Source organism: Variovorax nitratireducens (assembly GCF_051216545.1).
Lineage (GTDB): Bacteria > Pseudomonadota > Gammaproteobacteria > Burkholderiales > Burkholderiaceae_C > Variovorax.
Window position 1 is genome coordinate 147945 of the sequence record NZ_JBPJZO010000002.1, and the last position, 19574, is coordinate 167518.

Below are 19574 nucleotides of genomic sequence, written 5' to 3' on the forward strand. Positions count from 1 at the left end.
GCTTGCCTACCAGGTGGCGTGCAGCCGGCCACGGTTGAACACGCCGTGCGGATCGAACTCGTGCTTGAGCGCGCGGTGGATGCGCTCGAGCACCGGCGACAGCGTCTCGAAACTGGAACTGGACGGGGCTCGCGCGCCCGTGCCGGCTGCGGCCGCTGCCCTGAAAAGCGTGGCATGTCCGCCGACGGCACCGGCCGCCGTGCGGATGGCAGCACCCTGCCCCGGCGCCGCGCGGTACCAGCGCTGGCCGCCGTGCCATTCGACCAGCGGCGGCGCACCGTCGATCGCCAGCACCGGCGCGGTTTGCGGCACCGACACGCGCCACAGGTCGTGCGCATCGGTGTCGAACCACGGGTTCTGCTGGTCGCGCAACGACTGCCACTCGGCCGCACCGGGGTCGGTGTCCTGGCGCGCACCGCCCAGCTGCGCGCAGGCCGCTTGCACGGCGGCCACTGCGCCGCGCAGGCGCAGCGACAGCACGCCCACGCCGTTGCGTTCGCTCCAGACGCTGGCGTTCAGCGGCAGCGGCTGGCCGCCCCATGCGTTCAGCAGGCGCAACGCATCGGCCTGGCTGCATTCGAAGTCGAGCGTGGCTTCAGCCGGCGCCGTCGGCAGCACCTTGAGGCTGACTTCGGTGATGAGCCCCAGCGTGCCGAGCGCACCGGCCAGCACGCGCGACACGTCGTAGCCGGCGACGTTCTTCATCACCGTGCCGCCGAAGCGCAGCAGCTCGGCCTTGCCGTTGAGCAGTTCGGCGCCGAGCAGGTGGTCGCGCACCGCGCCGACGCTGGCACGCGCCGGGCCGCTCAGGCCCGCAGCCACCATGCCGCCCACGGTGCCGCCGGGCTGGAAGCGCGGCGGCTCGAACGCGAGGCACTGCCCCTCGGTGGCGAGCAGGGTTTCGAGTTCTATCAGCCGCGTGCCGGCGCGCACCGTGACCACCAACTCGCTCGGCTCGTAGCTCGTGATGCCGGCGAGCGGTGTGGTGTCGAGCGCTTCGCCCTGCAGCGCTTCGCCGTAGAAGTCCTTGGTGCCGCCGCCGCGGATGCGCAGGGGGCTGGCGTGCGCAGCGGCGGCGCGCACGCGGTCGATGAGGTCATGGAGGGCTTGGGGTGCGGAATCGGTCAAGGTCACGCGCCTCAAAACCGCGGCAGTTCGGCGAACGCAAGCGTCTTGCCACCGCGCACCACCTGCTTGCCGTATTCGGCGCAGCGCTGCAGCGTCGGGATCACCTTGCCGGGGTTGAGCAGGCCGGCCGGATCGAACGCGCGCTTGACGCCGAACATCTGCTCGTTTTCGGGCGCGGTGAACTGCACGCACATGCTGTTGAGTTTTTCCACGCCCACGCCATGCTCGCCCGACACGGTGCCGCCCATCGCGACGCTGGTTTCGAGGATGTCCGCGCCGAACAGCTCGCAGCGGTGCAGCTCGTCGGGGTCGTTGGCGTCGAACAGCACCAGCGGGTGCAGGTTGCCATCGCCGGCATGGAACACGTTGCAGCAGCGCAGTTTGTATTTGATTTCCATCTGCTGGATCGCAAGCAGGATGTCGGCGAGGCGCTTGCGCGGAATGGTCGAGTCGAGGCACATGTAGTCGGGGCTGATGCGGCCCGAGGCCGGGAACGCGTTCTTGCGGCCGCTCCAGAACTTGAGGCGTTCGTCTTCGTTTTCGCTCACCGCGATGGCGGTGGCGCCGCAGCGGCGCAGCACCTCGCTCATGCGGCCGATCTCTTCCTCGACCTCTTCGGGCGTTCCATCGGATTCGCACAGCAGGATGGCCTCGGCCGTGAGGTCGTAGCCGGCGCGCACGAAGTCTTCGACGGCGGCAGTCATGGGCTTGTCCATCATCTCAAGCCCCGCCGGGATGATGCCGGCCGCGATCACAGTGGCGACCGCATCGCCTGCCTTTCGCACGTCGTCGAAACTGGCCATGATGCAGCGCGCCAGTTGCGGCCTGGGCACCAGCTTGACCAGCACCTCGGTGGTGACGGCCAGCATGCCTTCGCTGCCGATCACCAGTGCGAGCAGATCGAGGCCCGCGGCATCGAGCGCGGCGCTGCCGAACTCGACCGGTTCGCCATCGGCCATGAAGCCGCGCACGCGCAGCACGTTGTGCAAGGTGAGGCCGTACTTGAGGCAGTGCACGCCGCCCGAGTTCTCGGCCACGTTGCCGCCGATGGTGCAGGCGATCTGGCTGGACGGATCGGGCGCGTAGTAAAGCCCATAGGGTGCAGCGGCTTCGCTGATCGCGAGGTTGCGCACGCCGCACTGCACGCTGGCCGTGCGCGCGACCGGATCGAGGTCGAGGATCTTGTTGAACTTGGCGAGCGAGAGTGTCACGCCCATGGCATCTGGCATCGCGCCGCCCGAGAGCCCGGTGCCGGCGCCGCGCGCCACCACGGGCACTCCGAGCTGGTGGCAGGTCTTGAGCACGGCCTGCACCTGCGCTCCGGTCTCGGGCAAGGCCACCACCAGCGGACGCTGGCGGTAGGCGGTGAGGCCGTCGCATTCGTAAGGCGTGGTGTCCTCGTCGTGCCAGATCAGCGCGTGCGAAGGCAGATGCGCCTGCAGCGCCCGCACCACCTGCGCCTGGCGCTCTGATTTCGAGAGCAGATCGTGCTGGGTCGGGCTCAACGGCGCATTCATGCAGATACCTTCATGCAGCCGATGGTAGACCCGCCAGCCCGGCGCGTCAGTCCTCAAAGAACGCGACGGGCAGCCCGGGCGTGGCTGCACGCTGGCGAATGACGCTGCCCGACGCCGGCAGCCGCGCGATCTCGGCTGCCGGACGACCCTTGCGCCCGCTCGTGACGAACAGCGTGCGCAGGTCGTCGCCGCCGAAGCAGGGCATCGTGGGACATTGCACCGGCAGCGCGATCGCCTCGCGCGCTTCGCCGGAAGGCGAGAGGCGCAGCAGTTGCGCGCCTTCGAACATCGCGACCCAGTAATCGCCGCCCGCGTCGACCGTGGCGCCGTCGGGCCGGCCCTGGTAGGGCACGCCGCTCTCCGGCGCCCAGCCTGCGGGCTTCATGTCGAACTGGTGGAACACGCGTTCGTGCGTGAGGGCATTGGCGTCGCCGGCCCAGTCCCACGCGCGCACCGAATGCGCCGCGGTATCGGCCCAGTAGACGGTGCGCGCATCGGGCGCAAAACCGAGTCCGTTGGCCGTGGTGGCGGCATTGGCCATCTTCGTCACGACCGGCGCGCGCCCGCCGCGAGCATCGAGGCAGTAGAGCGTGGCATTGGCCTGGTCTTTCGGCTCGTTCAGCGTGCCGGCCCAGAAGCGGCCGAGCGGATCGCACTTGCCGTCGTTGAAGCGCAGGGTGGCAGTGTCGTAGTCGGCCGGCGCGATCATCTGCAAAACCCCGCCCCATTCCTTTGCGCGATGGATGCCGCTGCGCAGGGCGATCACCAGTCCGCCGCGCCTTGCCGGTGCAATGCACCCGGGCTCTTCGGACAGCGGCCAGCGTTCGATGGTGCATGCGGCGTCGATTTCGCCGCGCGTGCGCAGCACGGCGCGGCCCGGAATGTCGATCCAGTAGAGCGAGCGCTCCTGCGGATGCCAGAACGGCGACTCGCCGAGTTCGCAGAGGGAGTTCGAAAGCGTTTGCCACATGGTGCGGGATTGTGCGGGCAAGGGCGGCCTTGTGAGCCCGTCCACACGCTCCTAAGATGCGGCGGCTGGCCTTTCCAGCATTGGAGCAACACATGGAACTCGACGGATCGAACGCCTCGCTTTCACGCCGGACGGCGTTGCAACTCGGCTTGGGGGGCCTCGGCGCCATATTTCCGGGTTTCGCCTCAGCGCAAGCGACCTGGCCGACCAAGGCGGTGACGCTGGTGGTCGGCTATCCGCCCGGCGGGCAGACGGACTTTGCCGGACGGGTGCTCACCGCCGGCATGCAGACCAGCCTGGGCCAGGGGGTGGTGATCGACAACAAGCCCGGCGTCAACGGCAACATCGCCACCGACTACATCGCGAAGTCGCCGCCGGACGGCTACCGGCTGCTGGTGGGCAATGGCAGCAACATGGTGCTCAACCCGCACACCTACCGCAACACCACCGTGGCGGATCCGCTCAAGCTCACGCCCATCGGGCTGCTGCTGACCTCGTCGCTGATGCTGGTCGTGCCGGCGAGCCTGCCGGTCAAGACGGTCGAGGAATTCATCGCCTGGGTCAAGGCCGAAGACAAGGCCGGCAAGACTGTCGACTACGCCTCGGGCGGGCCCGGCAGCCTGGTGCAGACCGCCATGGAGCTGTTTCGCGAGCGCATCGGCAAGCCGAAAATGAGCCATGTGCCCTACAAGGGCAGCAGCCCGGCCATGATCGACCTGATCGCCGGCCGAATCCCCTGCATGTTCGACGCTTCTTCCGTGGTCGCGCCCATGCTCAAGTCCGGACAGCTCAAGGCGCTGATGTCCACCGGCGCGAAGCGCGTGCCAGCCTTCCCCGACGTGCCCACCGCGAAGGAGCGGGGCATCAAGGACTTCGAGATCATTTCGTTCATCGGCCTGTACGGACCGGCCGGCCTGCCCGCCGACATCGTGAAGAAGGTGAATACGGCGATGAACACCGCGATCAAGGACCCCGCCATCCAGAAGACCATTGCCGACCGCGGCGACGATGCCGGCGGCGGCACCCCCGAGCAGTTGGGCGCGATGACGCGCGACTACTACAAGCTGCTCGGCGAGGTCGTGAAGAAAAACGACATCCGCGCCGAATAGCCAAGAGCCCCCTCCGAGTCAGACAAGAAAAAGCCACCCGAGGGTGGCTTTTTCTTGAGTTCCAGAAACACCGCGGAACCGGCTCAGCCGGGCCGCTGGTGTTGCCCCCAGCAGGGGGGAAGGAGAAGCGACACGCAGTGCGCGAAGCCTGGGGGGTTACCTGTTATATGCGGTTTCGCCGTGGGCGGAGATGTCGAGGCCTTCGCGCTCTTCTTCTTCCGTCACGCGCAGACCGATGGTCAGGTCGGCGATCTTGAAGGCGATGAACGAGACCACGCCCGACCACACAATGGTCAGCACCACAGCCTTGAGCTGGATCCAGACCTGGGTGCCGATCGGGTTGGAGATGACCGACGCCGTGACCCAGTCGCCCACGAGGCCGGGGCCGCCGAGTGCCTGCGTGTTGAACACACCGGTGAGCAGCGCGCCGACGATACCGCCGACACCGTGCACGCCGAACACGTCGAGCGAGTCGTCCGCACCCAGCAGCTTCTTGAGGCCGTTGACGCCCCAGAGGCAGGCGAAACCGGCGATGAAGCCGATGATGATCGCGCCCATCAGGCCGACGTTGCCGGCGGCCGGGGTGATGGCGACGAGGCCGGCGACGGCACCCGAAGCGGCACCCAGCATCGAGGCCTTGCCGCGCATCAGCGCTTCACCGATGCACCATGCGAGCACGGCAGCGGCGGTGGCCGAGAAGGTGTTCATGAACGCGAGCACGGCGCTGGTGCCGGCTTCGAGGGCCGAACCGGCGTTGAAGCCGAACCAGCCCACCCACAGCAGCGAGGCACCGACCATGGTCAGCGTCAGCGAATGCGGCGTGAAGGCTTCCTTGCCGTAACCGACGCGCTTGCCGATCACATAGGCACCGACCAGGCCGGCAACGGCCGCATTGATGTGCACCACGGTGCCGCCTGCGAAGTCGAGCGCGCCCCACTGCCAGAGCAGGCCGGCCTTGCCGTTCATCTCGTCGACCACGCCAGCGGCGGTGTAGGCATCCGGGCCCATCCAGAACCAGACCATGTGCGCGATCGGCGCATAGCTGAAGGTGAACCAGATCACCATGAACAGCAGCACCGCCGAGAACTTGGCTCGCTCGGCGAAGGCACCGACGATCAGGCAGCAGGTGATGCCGGCGAACGTGGCCTGGAAGGCGGCGAACAGCAACTCGGGGATGTAGACACCCTTGCTGAAGGTCGCGGCTGGGGCGAACACGCCGGTGGCCGGGTCGAAGATGCCCTTCATGAACAGCCGGTCGAACCCGCCGATGAAGGAGTTGCCCTCGGTGAACGCCAGGCTGTAGCCGTATATGAGCCACAGCACCACGATCATCGAGAAGGTGACCATGACCTGCATGAGCACCGACAGCATGTTCTTGCTGCGGACCAGGCCGCCGTAGAACAGTGCGAGGCCCGGGATGGTCATCATGATGACCAGCAGCGTCGACAGCATCATCCAGCTGGTGTCGCCCTTGTTGAAGGACGGGGCCGGTGCAGCAGCAGGTGCTGCGGCGGGCGCGGCGGCAGCTGCCGCGGGCGCTGCTGCGGCGGCGGGCGCGGCCGGTGCGGGTGCGGCGGCCGGGGCTGCCGCGGCAGCGGGGGCCGAAGCTTCCGCGGCCGGAGGCGTCTGGGCAAAGCCGGTGACGCCAGCGGTGAGAACGCTCAGGCCGAGCGCGAGGGAGACGAGCAGTTTTTTCATTTCGGTGTTCTTTCGTGCCTTGAAGTACCTGATCAGAGGGCTTCGCGGCCGGTTTCGCCGGTGCGGATGCGAACGACCTGCTCGAGGTTGTAGACAAAAATCTTGCCGTCGCCGATCTTGCCGGTGCGGGCTGCGCCCTCGACCGCCTCGATCACGCGCTCAACCAGTTCGTCGGACACAGCCGCTTCGATCTTGACCTTCGGCAGGAAGTCGACCACGTACTCTGCGCCACGGTAGAGCTCGGTATGGCCCTTCTGTCGGCCGAAGCCCTTGACTTCGGTCACGGTGATGCCTTGCACACCGATCGCCGAGAGCGCCTCGCGCACCTCGTCGAGCTTGAAGGGTTTGATGATGGCTGTGACCAGCTTCATGGTTTTATGACTCCTGAGGAATAAAGGGATGGGCGCGGCACGCAGGCCGCGCCTGGCTGTGCCGCGTCAGAGCGTCTTGGTCAGGGTGACGATGAAGCGGGCCTTGTTGATGGATTGCTGCTGGGCGCCGAAGGTACCGAAGTCCGGGATTTCGATGCCGGGGTTGCTGGTCAGCAGGTAGGAGCTCTTCTTGTTGGCGCCCACGACCGCGCCCGAAAGCGACAGGCCGCCACCGAAGTCGTAGCTGGCGCCCACGTTGTAGTCGACATAGCTCTTGTAGCCCAGGCTGCGGATGTCGCTCGACATGCGCGTGTAGCCGACCGCCGCCTTCAGCGTGAGCTTCGGAACGATTTCCTTGCTGTAGGCAAGGTTCAAGTAGCCGGTGCCGCGGCCCTTCAGGCCCGAACCGTTCTTGGTGCCGGCAAAGCCGAAGTAGTCCTTCGACACGGTGTGCGAGTACTTCAGCGTGAAGGCGCCGATGACTTCGTTGGTATAGGTACCTGCGCCGTAGATTTCGGTGGTGTTGCCCAGGCTGTTGCCCGGGTAGATGTAGGTCAGCACGCCCACGTCCCAGTCGATCGGGCCGCCCTTGAACTTGTAACCGCCGTAGATGTCGCTCTCGATGCTGTTGCCCTGGAGCCAGTTGACGCTGGAGTTCCAGTTGCCGACGTAGAAGCCGCTCTCGTGCGCGTAGTCGAAACCGCCCTGGATCGCGGGCTTGACGGCGCGCGTCTTGTAGTAGTCGTTCTTGCCGATCTGATCCTGATCCTGGCCACGGAACTTGTAGTTGGTGGTCAGCGAGATGTTGGCCGTCAACGGCGACGCGGGCGCCGGGTCCGCTGCCGGCGTCGTTTGGGCCAAGACTGCGCTCGACGCGGTCAGTGCTGCGGCCAGCGCGACCAAAGCCTTGGCGGTTTTACGGTGCATCATCGGGGGAACTCCTGGGAGGGTGTGGATTGAGGGTGGAACCCGTTCAAAGCAGGGAGCGTGCCAAAGTGGGTAGCGGCGATGCCGCGGCGCAACACGAGTTCCCTTGCAAACAACCGATTCGTCATCCAATGTTTCGGCATGGGGGCGAGTAGACAGGAAAGAAAGCAAGATTGCACCAAAGATGGACGCACCATCTTGGTGAAGGGAGAGAAAAATGAGTTTATCTTTGGTGCAGAGCCGTGCCTTGCTCGGCCTGGAAGCGGCCAGCGTCACGGTCGAGGTGCATCTGGCCAACGGCCTGCCCAGTTTCACGCTGGTCGGCCTGGCGGATGTCGAAGTGAAAGAGGCGCGTGAACGGGTGCGCTGCGCGATCCAGAACGCCGGCCTCGAGTTTCCGAACAACAAGCGGATCACAGTCAATCTGGCACCGGCCGATCTGCCCAAGGATTCTGGCCGCTTCGATCTGCCGATCGCACTCGGCATCCTTGCCGCCAGCGGCCAGATCGACGCGGCGCGGCTGGCCGGCTACGAATTTGCCGGCGAGTTGTCGCTCTCTGGCCAGCTGCGGCCGGTGCGCGGCGCACTCGCCATGGCGCTGGCACTGCACAGCCGGGGCATTGCGACCCGGCTCGTGCTGCCGACCGACAGCGCCCGGGAAGCCGCCCTGGTGCCGGACTCGCAGATCTACGGCGCCCGTCATCTGCTCGATGTAGTGCGCCAGTTTCTGCCGGCAGGCGCCACCGATCTTCCGGAGCCAGCGCCCGGTGATGATGGATGGACAAGGGTTTCAGCCGAAGCCGGCACTCACCTCGAGAATTATCCGGAGCTGTCCGACGTGAAGGGCCATGCCGGCGCCAAGCGCGCGCTGGAGATCGCTGCGGCAGGTTCGCACAGCCTTCTGATGGTCGGCCCGCCAGGCTCCGGCAAGTCGATGCTGGCGCAGCGGTTCGCGGGCCTGTTGCCGGCCATGACGGTCCAAGAGGCGCTGGAGAGCGCAGCGGTGTCGAGCCTTGGCGGCCGCTTCGCAGTCGAACGCTGGATGCGCCGGCCGCTCGCGGCGCCGCACCACACCGCGAGTGCGATCGCGCTGGTGGGCGGTGGCTCGCCGCCGCGCCCCGGCGAAATCTCGCTGGCGCACCATGGCGTGCTGTTCCTCGACGAGCTGCCCGAGTTTCCGCGGGCCGCGCTGGAGGCGCTGCGCGAGCCGCTGGAGACCGGCACGATCACGATCGCGCGGGCCGCCAGGCGCGCCGAGTTCCCGGCGCGCTTCCAGCTCATTGCCGCGATGAACCCGTGCCCCTGCGGTTTTTCGGGCTCGGCGCTGAAGGCCTGCCGCTGCACGCCCGACCAGATTTCGCGCTACCAGGGCAAGCTCAGCGGCCCGTTGCTGGATCGCATCGACCTTCACATCGAAGTGCCGGCCGTGTCTGCGCAAGAGTTGCTGACGGCGCAGCCGGGCGAAGCGACCGCCGGCATCCGCGCCCGGGTCGAGGCGGCGCGCGAGTGCGCGGCTACGCGCCAGGGCAAGCCGAACCAGGCGCTGCAGGGACAGGAAATCGACACCCACGCCGCGCTGGACGATGCGGGCCTGCGCTTCATGCAAACCGCCGCCACCAAACTCGGCTGGAGCGCCCGCTCGACGCACCGCACGCTCAAGGTCGCGCGCACCATTGCCGACCTGGCCGGCGCCACGCAGGTGCAGACGGCGCATGTGGCCGAAGCGGTGCAGTACCGGCGTGCATTGCGCGGTGCTGCTTGACCCGGCGCGCTGCGGGCTAAACTGCCGCCCCTCGCTGTCAGCGCTTGCTGGCAGCGTTGCAACAGGCAAGTGCCTGATCTCTAGTCCAAGGAAATCTCTCAGTGAACCGCATCGAACTCGTCGAAAAAATCGCCACCGCCCATACCGTCAGCAAGGCCGAAGCCGCGCGCATCCTCGAAACCGTGACCAGCGCCATCGTCGCTGCAGTCAAGAAGGGCGACCCCGTTCAGATCGTCGGCTTCGGCACGTTCAAGCAGGTGGCGCGTGCTGCGCGCACCGGTTTCAATCCGCAAGCTGGCACGAAGATCAAGATTGCCGCACAGAAGGTGCCCAAGTTCGTGCCGGGCGCATCGTTCAAGGCGGCGGTGGATCCCAAGGCCGCTAAGCGCAAGGCCGACAAGGCAGCAGTCGCAAAGCCGGCCGCCAAGCCGGTTGCCAAGAAGGCCGCTGCCAAGAAGAAGTGATCGGTCTCGCAGCGCATGCTGCGGAGTGAGCACCGCGGCCCTGAGGGGCCGTTTTTGTTGAGAGAACGCACGCGTGGCGCTGATGGACGGGCTCGGCGCGCTGATCTCGCCCGCACGAGACGGCTGATACGCCGACAAGCTGCAGTCGCCCCAGGCGTAGCTGCGCTGCCTGCCGGTGTAGCTCAGCAGCTGCAGCCGACTACGGCGATGCGGTGCAGGTTGTCCACCGGGCTGCCAGCAGGGTTTCGATGTCATGCACGTGGCGCCCGGTCGCGCGCGCGACGGCCTCGCGGTAGGGCGGCATGTTCGTGCATTCGAGCAGGATGTCTTCGACCGACGGAAACAGGTTGACGAGGCGGCGTGCCGCGTCGACCACGTTCCTGCCGGCTTCGACGAGGTCCATCCGCTCTTCGTTGTTGAGGATGCGCCGGTGGAATTCGCAGCCCGGCTGCACGCCTTGCAGGGGCGTCGCCTCGGGAACGCCGGCCGCCCTGAGGATGCCGGCACTCAACGAACCCGCATCGAAGGTGACGATGCCGGGCCGGGCGAAGTCCTTGCATTGCAGCAAGCTCGAGGTGACGACCGGAACCGGAACGGCTTCGGCCAGCGTCTCCTGGTAGGCGGCCAGAAAACCGCAGCTGGTCGTGATCATCGCGGCGCCCTCCTCGACCAGGCTCAAAGCGGCGGCGACGAATGGCTGCAGCAGCGCGGGATCTGCCTCCTTCACGATGCGCCGCGGCGAGGCACCCCGGACAACATGGAAGCGAACCGGAATTCCGTTCCGGCGGAAGGTCTCCGGATTTCCGATATCGCCCGGCGGCCGCGGGAACCGCGTGTCGAGCATCAGAACACCCAGGAAGCGTTCGGAAGTTGGGAGCATTTTCTTGTCGGGATGGCTATCCGCTATTGGAGACGGTGCTGCGACGATCGATCTTTCGGCTGAGCACGATCGAGGTGTGGGTCTGGTTGATGCCATCGATCTGACCCAGCTGATCGAGCAGCTTGTCCAACTGCTCGGGTGTGTCGCAGCGCAGAAGAACCATGTAGTCGAATTGGCCGCTCAAGGCCCAGACCTCCTCCACCTCGGGCAGGCGCTCGAGCGCCGCGATGACCGCGGGGGCGCTCTTGGCGTTGACGCTGAGCCCGCAGAACGCGCGAACTGCAGCGCGTTCAATGCGTTGGCCGAGGCGAACCCCATAACCCGAGACGATGCCCTCGCGTTCCAGTCGGGCGATGCGAGCGACCACGGTGGTTCTGGCGATCTTCAGCTTGCGCGCCAGGTTGGCCGCCGGCTCACGGGCGTTGGCCTGCAGCAAGCTCAGAAGGTGGCGATCAAGGTCATCAAGTCGTAAGTCCATGGGCAGCCCTGCAGCAAAACTCAGCGATTGTGGCCCGCCCCGACAGGTGCTCGTGCGTGAAGCGCCTCTTCAAGGCGCGACACCCCCATGGCGATGCCCGCTTCATCCTGGCTGGCGAACGAGAGCCGGAAAGTCGCGGTGTCCGCTTCCTGCGCATAAAAGGCGACCCCCGGCACGAACAGCACGCGGCGCTCGATGGCCGCCTTGAGCCATTCGGCCGTGTCGACCCCGGGCGCACGACCCCATACGAACATGCCGCCGCCCGGCGCGGTGAACTCGATGCGGTGGCCCAGTTGCTCGCGCAACGCGCACACCAGCGCGTTGGCGCGCTTGCCGTAGCTGGCGCGCAGCCGGGGCAGGTTGTCGGCGAAGAGGCCCTGCGCCAGGTAGGCCGCCGCGGCTGCCTGCGTCAGCGTCGATGCGTGCATATCGTCGGTCTGCTTGGCGAGCACGCACGCACGCCGCACCTCTGCAGGCCCCAGCATCCAGCCGAGCCTCAGCCCCGGCGCGAGCGTCTTCGAAAGGCTCGACAGATAGGCGACGACGCGCTCGCCGCCGTCCACCGCATGCCGCATCGAATAGATGGGCGGTGGGGGAGCCTGGTCGAACCAGAGGTCGCCATAGGGGTCGTCCTCGATCACCAGGCATTGATGCCGAACCGCCAGCTTCAGCAGTTCGCGTCGCCGGCCTGCGCTGAGGGTGCGGCCGCTCGGGTTGCCGAACGTGGGTACGGTGTAGAGGAGCTTGGGCTTCAGCTGGATCAGTGCCCGCTCCAGATCCTCGACAACAAGTCCCTCGTCATCGGTGGCGACCTGATGGATCGCGGCGCCCGCGAAGCGGAAGGCGGAGATCGCGGCCGGGTACGTGGGTGCTTCCACCAGGACAGTGTCGCCCCTGGACAAGAGCGTCCGCGCCAGCAAGTCGATCCCTTGCTGCGAGCCGCTCAGCGCAAGAACCTCGCCGGGTTCCACGGCGATACCGCGTGTGCTGGACAGACGCGCCAGCTCCGTGCGAAGGGCAATGGCGCCCTCGGTCGCGCCGTACTCGAGCGCGCTTGCGAACGCAGGCCCCGTCAGGCTGCTGAAGATCTTCTGCAATCCGCCGGAGTCCATCAGTTCCGGCGCGGGGTATCCACCGGCCAGCGAGATCATCCCCGGCAATTCCGTGAAGCGCTTCAGCTCGCGTATCGGAGATCCCGGGGCACTGGCGTAGCGGTCATTGACGAATGAGGTGGAGGTCATCTTTTGCTTTGTTCAGTCGAGCCGGACATTCCCGAGCCGACCCCGGGGATCCAGCTGGGCATGGAGGGCACCTGCCAGCGCGAGCGTCGGCCGATCGGTGAAGCGCCGGTAGAAGGCCTGGTTGTAGGGGCCGATCCCATGCTCTGCACTGAAGCTTCCATCGAACTCCTCGACAACGGCCTGGTAGAGCTTCGACCGGAGCTGCGCGATGGCATCGGCGCTGGTTCCGGGAGGAACGACGATGTTGAGATGCACCCCGCCGTCGCCCAGGTGGCCGAAGTCGCACACATGGGCCGACGCAATTTCAGCGGCGATCAACTCGACGGCTCGCGTGCGAAACGCAGCAAAGCGCGAACGGCTGACGGACACGTCGAAGGCGACGAGCTTGCCGAGCGCCTGCACCGATTCGCTGACGGCATGGCGGATGCGCCAGAGACGTTCAGGCTTGTCGACCACGGCGTCTAGTATTCGGGCGAGCTCCATCTGCGCCTCGAGCCAGCCCATCAGCATCGACTCCAGATCCAGCCCGGCGGCCTTCGATACCGCGCTCGACACCTCCAGCAAGACGGCATACGGCGGCGCGACCGGAAAAGGGGCCGAGACGCTCGGGAGATGCCGTACGGCTGCAGTCAACGCATTGCCGGACATGCCTTCGAACGCGCTCACGAACTCGCCAAGCGCATCCTCGAGGGAGCACAGCAACGCCATGGCCATTTCTGCGGACTCGAGCGCAACCAGCGCAGCGGCGGTTTGCCGCTGGACAGGATGAAGCTTCAGCGTCGCATGCGTCACGATGCCGAAGGCACCGAAGGTGCCCGTCATCAGTTGCGTCCAGTCGAGGCCGGTATTGTTCTTGCGCAATCCGCGCGTCGATCCAACCCGTGCGCCCGGCGGATTCGCGAGAACGCCGGCGACGGCCAGCAGGTTCTCGCGCACGCTGCCGTAGCGGATCAGCCTCGAACCGCCGGTGTTGGTGGCCACCATTCCGCCGATGGACGGATCCGCGCCAAGATCGATCGGGAAGGTCAGTCCATGCTCGGCGGCGGCGCGATTGAGATCCGACAGCCGGTAGCCGGCCGCCACGACCGCCGTTCGATTGACCGGGTCGATCTCCAATCGGTCCCGCAGACGCTGAGTGGACAGCACCCATTGCGTGCCGCAGTCGGTCGGGGTGGCCGCTCCGACGAGGCCGGTGGCAGCGCCCTGGACAACGAACGAAGCATCCGCCTCGACGAGCTCCTGAACCACCCATGACAGTTCCTCGACCGTTGCCGGCCGCACCACGGCGCGCGCTTGGCCGTGCCCGTGCCGGGCGGAGACTTCGAACGGCGCCTTGTCGCGTGCGTCCGTCAGAAGTCCCGGCACGCCGAGCCGGCTGAGCAGCCTGCCGACCAAGCCATGTTCCGGTGCTTGCGCCACAACGCCGGCGCGGTGGGTTTGCAGGTTCATGGCGTTCAGCTCGACGCCGCGGCTACAAGGTCGGCCAGTTCGCGCCTGCATTGTTCGAGCGAGGCTGCCTGCGCGGCCTCGTACAAGGCGAACTCGTCCATGACGCGCACTCCCAGCGCGGCTTCGAAGGCCTCGCGGTTGCCGCCGGCGGCGTAGTGCGCGGCGCCTTCTGATCCCAGGTTGGAGCGGAAGATTCCGGCGGCACTGACCGGCAGGAAGTCCTCGTACACGAGGGGCTCGGCACGCACAAGGCCCCGATCCAGGAGTTCTTCGATACTCGCGTTCGCCGATACCGGCCCCGGCTGATCCGCGCAGTCTCGATCGACCGAATAACGAAAATAGGCGAGCTGCTCCCGCCGCAGCACGCGCACGTCATCCGGGAAGGCTTCGAAAGCCTGCGCCAGAGCCGATGCATTCGACGCTGCACCAGGTCCAGCCGCCAGAGCGACGCTCAGGAGCTCGTCATAGAGCGCACGCCCTTTGGGCGTGAGCGCGCAGCCACGTTGCTCGATCTCGCCGAAGCGGGCGGTGTGGGTGCCATCCACGCCATGGGCGCCCTGGAAGCGGATGGGCTCTTCGAGAGCGAGAAAGCTCGTTTGGCGCAGCAGGATCGGACACCTGCGCTTCGGCGGCCCCTCGATCGCGTCTTTCGCACGGATGCCCCGCGCCAGCATTGCCGCCTGCGCCTGGTCGATGTCGAGCACGCGTGGGGTCAGATGGTTGATGTGCGGCCCCTTGAAACACACCACATCCGCGATGAGCGGGTGCGAAGCCCGTAGTTGCCGGTAGGTCTCGATATCGACGGTCGCCTCGCTGTGCCAGCGGAAGGTTTCGAGCGCCTGCGCGACGAACTCCTGAGCGAGCGCATCGGGCAGGCCGCCATCGCGCTCTGCACGGCCGATGAGCGCGAGGCACCGCGGCGTGAAAATGCTGCGCCCGGCGAGGATCTGCGCGGCACGCTCGCGCAGCGCGGCATCGTCGATCAGGTCCAGGCGCAAGAGCGAGGTGAACACGCGGAACGGGTTTCGCTTGAGCGAAGACTCGTCGACCGGGCGGAACGCCGTGGCATGCACCGGGACACCGGCCACCGAAAGGTCGTAGTAGCCGACTGCCTGCATGCCCATCACCGCGAACAAGCGGCGCATGACGGCAAGCTCGTCGACGGTTCCAAGACGAACGGCGCCGTGGCGCTCCACGTCCAGGCGGTCGAGCTGGCCGGCCTCACGCAGGCGATCGGCGAGCCCCTCGCGCTCGCGCAGCACCTCTGCATTGATGTCGGCAACGAGATCGAGCAGGTCACCGTACTGGGGCACCTCGGTCTTGTACATGCCGGACAGTGCCCGCGAGAACAGTCCGCGAATGTCGTCAGGGTCAACAAGAGCGTTCGTCTGCATGGCGGTTCGCGTGAAGATTTTGGAAGGCCAACTATCGTCCGGTTGGCGTGCGATGGATAGCGATAAGTCGGAACGATTTCATGTGAAAATGGAATCAACCTGCTCAGCAGGCATGCACGCTGCATTCAGAGCAACCGCTCCACATATTGCGCATTGGTCATCATGTTCAGACGAGAATTTCTGCCCTCCATGGGGCAGCTCATGGCTTTCGAAAGCGCTGCACGCCACGCCAGCGTTTCGCGAGCGGCGCAGGAACTCCACCTCACGCAGAGCGCGATCTCGCGGCAGATCAAGCTGCTGGAAGACCAGCTCGGGACAGCACTTTTTCATCGTGTGCGCCAGCGCGTCGTCCTGACGGATGCGGGCCGCGTGTACGCGGCGGAGCTTCGCGCAGGCCTGGAGACACTGTCGAACGCGACCCAGCACGCGATGACCATGGGCGGCATTGGCGAAGTTCTCAATCTGGCCGTGCTGCCAACGTTCGGAACGCGATGGCTCATTCCCCGGATGAGGCGCTTCGCCGCGGTGCAGCCTGGTGTCACGGTCAATTTCGCATCCAGAACGGAGCCCTTCGACTTCGCGCGCGAGCCCTTCGATGCGGCCATCCACTTTGGCGCCGATTTCTGGCCGGGCGCTTCCTGCGACTACCTTCTCGGCGAGAGCGTCGTCCCTGTCTGCAGCCCCGAGTTCAAGCGCCGCAGCGGCATTCACACGCGCGAGGATCTTGCGGGCCAGTGCCTCCTTCATCAATCGTCGCGGCCGATGCAGTGGGCGGAATGGTTCGAGCAGGTCAAGATCGCGGCGCCGCACGCCATGCGCGGCCCGCGCTTCGAGCAGTTCGCAATGCTCGCGGAAGCTGCGGCGAATGGACTCGGGGTGGCGCTGGTACCCCGGTTTCTCGTCGAGGAAGAACTTGCATCCGATCGATTGATCGTCCTGTTCCGCGAGGCGCTGATCACCCAACGGGCCTACTACGTCGTCGTTCCGGAGACCGGCGCAGAAAATCGCCTGGTGCTGGCGTTCCGGGACTGGCTCGTTGGCGAGGCCGCCGCGGCGCGGCCGCGCGGCCCGACGAAATCACGCGAGCCAGCTACGGCCGTCGTACGCTGAAACCTCGATGCCGGGGCTCATTGCGGCGACCGCGTCGACGCAGTTCAGGTTCACGTTCACCTGTTCAGGCGCCGACCGCGGATTGCAGTGCGTGTGAATACCGCAGTGCCGACAGAAGTAGTGGTTGGCGCGCCGCGTGCCGAAGCGATACACGGACAGGTCGTCTCCCCCTGACTTCAGGACGAAGCGCTGCGCCGTGACGCGGTGATGCAGTGCGGCCTTGCGCACGCAATAGCTGCAGTTGCAGCGCACACCCCCAGCGAGATCCGAAGAGAAGTCGAAGCGAACTGCACCGCAGTGGCATTGCCCGGCGTACCAGGACAGCCGTGGGCCGGCTTCAACCCCCGCGCTCATGCCAGCGCAGCGTTGGCCGACTCCGACGCCTTGAAGCGCCCCAGAAAGGCACGCGTCGATTCCTGCCGCGGGTTGTCGATCACGACGCTCGGCGGGCCGCATTCCGCGACCACGCCGTCGCGCATGAAGATCACCTGGTCGGCGACCTCTCGCGCGAAGCCGATCTCGTGCGTGACCAGGATCATCGTCATGCCTTCCTTGGCCAGCGCCTTGATGACATTCAAGACCTCCCCGACCAGTTCCGGATCCAGGGCCGACGTGGCCTCGTCGAACAGCATGACCGTCGGCTTCATGGCGAGTGCCCGTGCAATCGCGACGCGCTGCTTCTGGCCACCGGAAAGCTTGTCCGGGTAGTAGTCCGCACGCTCCAGCAAGCCCACCTTCGCCAGCAGTGCACGCGCCTCCGTCTGGGCTTGCGCCTTGGGCGTCTTCAGGACGGTGACCGGACCTTCCATGACGTTCTGAAGCGCCGTCATGTGCGGAAACAGGTTGAAGTGCTGGAACACCATGCCGGTGGACGCCCTGAACCGCGCGAGCTTGCGTTCGTTGGGCAGCGTCGTGTGGACGCCGTTGAACTCGATCGTCTGCTCGCCCACCGTGATGCGGCCGCCGTTCGGGATCGACAGGAGATTGATGCAGCGCAGGAGCGTCGACTTGCCGGAGCCGGACGGCCCGATCATGGCGACCACCTGGCCACGCTCGATCGTGAGCGAGATGTCCTTCAGGACCACGTTCTGTCCGAAGGCCTTCTTCAGATTGGAGATTTCGATCAGGGGACTGGACATTTCAAACCTCCTTCGCGCCTGCGCCGAATTCCATGCGCTTGGCCCAGATCGTGATAGGCAACAGAACCGCGAAGTACGTGATCGCGATGAAGGTGTAGATCTCCAGCGGACGGTAGGTGTCGTGTGCGATCACCTGCCCCTGATACAGCAGGTCGGGGACGGCCAGTACGGAGAGCAGCGAAGTGTTTTTCAGCTGCATGATGGATTGGTTCATCAGCGGCGGAACCATCTTCTTGAACGCCTGGGGCAGGATGACGCGCCGCAGCAGTTGCAGGCGCGTCATGCCGAGCGCCTTGGCTGCCTCCGTTTGTCCGGCATCGATCGAGATGATCCCCCCGCGAACGATCTCCGAGTAGAAGGCGCCGCCATAGAGTGTCAGGCAGACCGTGGCGGCCACCATGGCTGACATTTCGATGCCGGTCAGAACAGGCAAGGCGTAGTAGAACCAGACAAGCTGAACGAGCACAGGCGTGCAACGGAACACCTCGATGTAGGCGCGCAGTGGCGCGGTCAGCAGAGGGTTGCTGGAGAGCCGGCCCAGGCCGGTCACCAGGCCGACCAACAGCCCGAGGACGACGCAGACCACCGTGAAGATCAGCGTGTACATCAGGCCGGTCAGCAACAGGCTCCGGTACTTCCACAACACGCCGAAATCCCAGTCATACCCCGCGGCCCCAGCACCCGGGACGCCGCCCGAAAAATGCTTCATGGCCGCCCAGATGCCCGCAATGGCGAAAAGCACCAACAGCGCTATGCCAAGTTGAGAGCGGCTCTTCGGCTCGTCCGAGGTTTCCACGGAGTTCATGAGAGCCTCCTCAGAACTTGATTTCAGGCGGGAACGAGCTGGCGGGCACGCCGGCCAGTTTTTCCATGTTCTTGAGGATCACGCCGCGGACTTCGCCCTTCGCGCGAACCTCTGTCAACCAGGCGTTCACTGCCTTCTGCATGCCGGGATCCGGCTCCTTGCGCAGCCCGATGCTCACCGGCGCGGTGTAGACGGGCTGCGGGATGTACATGGTGCCGATGGAGGCGCGCTTCGCAAGCAGCGGCTGCGCCAGCAGGATCACCAGAATCTGGCAATCGGAGCGCCCCGCCTGCAGGGACATCGTGGCAGCGCCCGAATTTTCCAGGCGGGTTACCTCGGCCTTGGGCAGCACGCGCGTCGCCAGCTGATCGTGGCTCGAGCCAACGTCCACGACGATCTTGGTCTCGGGCGTGTTCAGCTGCTCCCAGGTTTTCTGAGGAATGCCCTTCTTGCAAACGACTGTGTAGGTGTTGTCGAAGAGCGTCTCGGAGAAGTTCACGACTTCCTTGCGGGCTGGCGTCGGCGCCATACCGAACATCGCGTCGATCTTGTTAGATTGCAGGTCGAGCACCGCGTTGCCCCAGGTGGTCTCGACGTACTCGACCTTGGCCCCGAGCTTTTGTGCCAGGCTCTCGGCGAAGTCAGGCCCGAAGCCTTCCCATTTCCCGCTGCTGATGTCCTTGGCGAAATAAGGAATGGCGCCAGCCACCGCGCCGACGCGCAGAACCTTGGTTCGCTGCACTCTGGCCAACGAGTTTTCAGCCTCTTGCGCGGAGGCTGAACCGAAAGTGCAGGCGGTGGTCAGGGCCACCAGGGCGCAGAAGAAATTTCGTTTTGTGAACACGGTATCTCCAAGCAAGAAGCTCGCCATTGAAAAAAAGGAAAGAACACTTTCCAGCTCGGGATGAAGTCTAGAAGTCAGTGCTGTCACAAACAACGTGGCAGATCGTCAATATGACGAAAATCTCTCGTCATACCGACAGCGTTCTCGGCGAAACGTATGCTATCTCGGCTTGGACCCGTTTCCGGAGGCCTGCAGCTCTCAAGCGGCGCGCTGGCGACTTCAGACCGAAAGCTCATAGCAGCCTTGGCGACGCCTGTATTCGGGATGCGGCCTGCGCCGGATGCCGCA

The 19574-nt window shown here is 65.8% G+C and carries 19 protein-coding genes; 4 read left to right on the forward strand and 15 right to left on the reverse strand.

Annotated elements, in window-relative coordinates; genetic code table 11:
* Nucleotides 1–6: 6 nt before the first annotated feature.
* The 3 genes from glcE to ACSFA8_RS06025 are packed head-to-tail and all read right to left on the reverse strand — an operon-like array spanning nucleotide 7 to nucleotide 3615.
* Nucleotides 7–1128, reverse strand: a complete 1122-nt coding sequence (glcE, locus tag ACSFA8_RS06015; protein ID WP_435478599.1) for a glycolate oxidase subunit GlcE — start codon at nucleotides 1126–1128, stop codon at nucleotides 7–9.
* An 11-nt stretch (nucleotides 1129–1139) separates the two neighbouring features.
* Entirely contained in the window at nucleotides 1140–2645 is a 1506-nt protein-coding gene (locus ACSFA8_RS06020; RefSeq protein ID WP_435478600.1) for an FAD-linked oxidase C-terminal domain-containing protein, read from the reverse strand.
* A 46-nt stretch (nucleotides 2646–2691) separates the two neighbouring features.
* Nucleotides 2692–3615, reverse strand: coding sequence for an SMP-30/gluconolactonase/LRE family protein (locus ACSFA8_RS06025; RefSeq protein WP_435478601.1), 924 nt, complete (start codon nucleotides 3613–3615; stop codon nucleotides 2692–2694).
* 92 nt (nucleotides 3616–3707) lie between these two features.
* Between ACSFA8_RS06025 and ACSFA8_RS06030 the strand changes: the two genes are divergently transcribed.
* On the forward strand, nucleotides 3708–4724 hold the full coding sequence (locus ACSFA8_RS06030; protein ID WP_435478602.1) for a Bug family tripartite tricarboxylate transporter substrate binding protein: 1017 nt from the start codon (nucleotides 3708–3710) through the stop codon (nucleotides 4722–4724).
* Between the two features lie 156 nt (nucleotides 4725–4880).
* On the opposite strand, the gene ACSFA8_RS06035 is transcribed toward ACSFA8_RS06030, so the two are convergent.
* The 3 genes from ACSFA8_RS06035 to ACSFA8_RS06045 form a co-directional block, all read right to left on the reverse strand.
* Nucleotides 4881–6422: an ammonium transporter gene (locus ACSFA8_RS06035; protein WP_435478603.1), complete on the reverse strand. Its 1542-nt coding sequence runs from the start codon at nucleotides 6420–6422 to the stop codon at nucleotides 4881–4883.
* 32 nt (nucleotides 6423–6454) lie between these two features.
* Nucleotides 6455–6793 carry a P-II family nitrogen regulator gene (gene glnK, locus ACSFA8_RS06040; protein ID WP_187053895.1) on the reverse strand — a complete coding sequence of 113 codons (339 nt, stop codon included), beginning with the start codon at nucleotides 6791–6793 and terminating at the stop codon, nucleotides 6455–6457.
* 66 nt (nucleotides 6794–6859) lie between these two features.
* Nucleotides 6860–7723 carry a TorF family putative porin gene (locus ACSFA8_RS06045; RefSeq protein ID WP_435478604.1) on the reverse strand — a complete coding sequence of 288 codons (864 nt, stop codon included), beginning with the start codon at nucleotides 7721–7723 and terminating at the stop codon, nucleotides 6860–6862.
* Nucleotides 7724–7937: 214 nt separating this feature from the next.
* Here ACSFA8_RS06045 and ACSFA8_RS06050 point away from each other — a divergent pair, with 214 nt between their 5' ends.
* Nucleotides 7938–9482, forward strand: coding sequence for a YifB family Mg chelatase-like AAA ATPase (locus ACSFA8_RS06050; RefSeq protein WP_435478605.1), 1545 nt, complete (start codon nucleotides 7938–7940; stop codon nucleotides 9480–9482).
* A 101-nt stretch (nucleotides 9483–9583) separates the two neighbouring features.
* Entirely contained in the window at nucleotides 9584–9946 is a 363-nt protein-coding gene (locus ACSFA8_RS06055) for an HU family DNA-binding protein (protein ID WP_435478606.1), read from the forward strand.
* 199 nt (nucleotides 9947–10145) lie between these two features.
* On the opposite strand, the gene ACSFA8_RS06060 is transcribed toward ACSFA8_RS06055, so the two are convergent.
* From ACSFA8_RS06060 to hglS, 5 genes are read right to left on the reverse strand one after another with little or no spacing between them, the layout of a single operon-like run.
* Nucleotides 10146–10826: an aspartate/glutamate racemase family protein gene (locus ACSFA8_RS06060; RefSeq protein ID WP_435478607.1), complete on the reverse strand. Its 681-nt coding sequence runs from the start codon at nucleotides 10824–10826 to the stop codon at nucleotides 10146–10148.
* 16 nt (nucleotides 10827–10842) lie between these two features.
* Nucleotides 10843–11304, reverse strand: coding sequence for an Lrp/AsnC family transcriptional regulator (locus ACSFA8_RS06065; RefSeq protein WP_435478608.1), 462 nt, complete (start codon nucleotides 11302–11304; stop codon nucleotides 10843–10845).
* Between the two features lie 20 nt (nucleotides 11305–11324).
* Nucleotides 11325–12545 (reverse strand): aminotransferase-like domain-containing protein, encoded by a 1221-nt coding sequence (locus tag ACSFA8_RS06070; protein ID WP_435478609.1) that lies wholly within the window; start codon nucleotides 12543–12545, stop codon nucleotides 11325–11327.
* 12 nt (nucleotides 12546–12557) lie between these two features.
* Entirely contained in the window at nucleotides 12558–13994 is a 1437-nt protein-coding gene (locus tag ACSFA8_RS06075) for an FAD-binding oxidoreductase (RefSeq protein WP_435478610.1), read from the reverse strand.
* Nucleotides 13995–13999: 5 nt separating this feature from the next.
* On the reverse strand, nucleotides 14000–15388 hold the full coding sequence (hglS, locus tag ACSFA8_RS06080) for a 2-oxoadipate dioxygenase/decarboxylase HglS (protein ID WP_435478611.1): 1389 nt from the start codon (nucleotides 15386–15388) through the stop codon (nucleotides 14000–14002).
* 162 nt (nucleotides 15389–15550) lie between these two features.
* Between hglS and ACSFA8_RS06085 the strand changes: the two genes are divergently transcribed.
* Nucleotides 15551–16498, forward strand: a complete 948-nt coding sequence (locus tag ACSFA8_RS06085) for a LysR family transcriptional regulator (protein WP_435479192.1) — start codon at nucleotides 15551–15553, stop codon at nucleotides 16496–16498.
* Here the strand turns inward: ACSFA8_RS06085 and ACSFA8_RS06090 are convergent.
* The 4 genes from ACSFA8_RS06090 to ACSFA8_RS06105 form a co-directional block, all read right to left on the reverse strand.
* Entirely contained in the window at nucleotides 16466–16852 is a 387-nt protein-coding gene (locus ACSFA8_RS06090) for a GFA family protein (RefSeq protein ID WP_435478612.1), read from the reverse strand. The genes ACSFA8_RS06085 and ACSFA8_RS06090 overlap by 33 nt on opposite strands.
* Nucleotides 16849–17637 carry an amino acid ABC transporter ATP-binding protein gene (locus ACSFA8_RS06095; protein ID WP_435478613.1) on the reverse strand — a complete coding sequence of 263 codons (789 nt, stop codon included), beginning with the start codon at nucleotides 17635–17637 and terminating at the stop codon, nucleotides 16849–16851. The genes ACSFA8_RS06090 and ACSFA8_RS06095 overlap by 4 nt, the downstream gene beginning before the upstream one ends.
* A 1-nt stretch (nucleotide 17638) precedes the next feature.
* On the reverse strand, nucleotides 17639–18346 hold the full coding sequence (locus tag ACSFA8_RS06100; protein WP_435479193.1) for an amino acid ABC transporter permease: 708 nt from the start codon (nucleotides 18344–18346) through the stop codon (nucleotides 17639–17641).
* 106 nt (nucleotides 18347–18452) lie between these two features.
* Nucleotides 18453–19373 carry a transporter substrate-binding domain-containing protein gene (locus ACSFA8_RS06105; protein ID WP_435478614.1) on the reverse strand — a complete coding sequence of 307 codons (921 nt, stop codon included), beginning with the start codon at nucleotides 19371–19373 and terminating at the stop codon, nucleotides 18453–18455.
* Between the last annotated feature and the right edge of the window lie 201 nt (nucleotides 19374–19574).

Bases quoted from the DNA above. Each gene is read 5' to 3' on its own strand.
- ACSFA8_RS06020 (WP_435478600.1), bottom strand. From the start codon at position 2,645: ATGAATGCGCCGTTGAGCCCGACCCAGCACGATCTGCTCTCGAAATCA.
- ACSFA8_RS06025 (WP_435478601.1), bottom strand. From the start codon at position 3,615: ATGTGGCAAACGCTTTCGAACTCCCTCTGCGAACTCGGCGAGTCGCCG.
- ACSFA8_RS06030 (WP_435478602.1), top strand. From the start codon at position 3,708: ATGGAACTCGACGGATCGAACGCCTCGCTTTCACGCCGGACGGCGTTG.
- ACSFA8_RS06035 (WP_435478603.1), bottom strand. From the start codon at position 6,422: ATGAAAAAACTGCTCGTCTCCCTCGCGCTCGGCCTGAGCGTTCTCACC.
- glnK (WP_187053895.1), bottom strand. From the start codon at position 6,793: ATGAAGCTGGTCACAGCCATCATCAAACCCTTCAAGCTCGACGAGGTG.
- ACSFA8_RS06045 (WP_435478604.1), bottom strand. From the start codon at position 7,723: ATGATGCACCGTAAAACCGCCAAGGCTTTGGTCGCGCTGGCCGCAGCA.
- ACSFA8_RS06050 (WP_435478605.1), top strand. From the start codon at position 7,938: ATGAGTTTATCTTTGGTGCAGAGCCGTGCCTTGCTCGGCCTGGAAGCG.
- ACSFA8_RS06060 (WP_435478607.1), bottom strand. From the start codon at position 10,826: ATGCTCCCAACTTCCGAACGCTTCCTGGGTGTTCTGATGCTCGACACG.
- ACSFA8_RS06065 (WP_435478608.1), bottom strand. From the start codon at position 11,304: ATGGACTTACGACTTGATGACCTTGATCGCCACCTTCTGAGCTTGCTG.
- ACSFA8_RS06070 (WP_435478609.1), bottom strand. From the start codon at position 12,545: ATGACCTCCACCTCATTCGTCAATGACCGCTACGCCAGTGCCCCGGGA.
- ACSFA8_RS06075 (WP_435478610.1), bottom strand. From the start codon at position 13,994: ATGAACCTGCAAACCCACCGCGCCGGCGTTGTGGCGCAAGCACCGGAA.
- hglS (WP_435478611.1), bottom strand. From the start codon at position 15,388: ATGCAGACGAACGCTCTTGTTGACCCTGACGACATTCGCGGACTGTTC.
- ACSFA8_RS06085 (WP_435479192.1), top strand. From the start codon at position 15,551: ATGTTCAGACGAGAATTTCTGCCCTCCATGGGGCAGCTCATGGCTTTC.
- ACSFA8_RS06090 (WP_435478612.1), bottom strand. From the start codon at position 16,852: ATGAGCGCGGGGGTTGAAGCCGGCCCACGGCTGTCCTGGTACGCCGGG.
- ACSFA8_RS06095 (WP_435478613.1), bottom strand. From the start codon at position 17,637: ATGTCCAGTCCCCTGATCGAAATCTCCAATCTGAAGAAGGCCTTCGGA.
- ACSFA8_RS06100 (WP_435479193.1), bottom strand. From the start codon at position 18,346: ATGAAGCATTTTTCGGGCGGCGTCCCGGGTGCTGGGGCCGCGGGGTAT.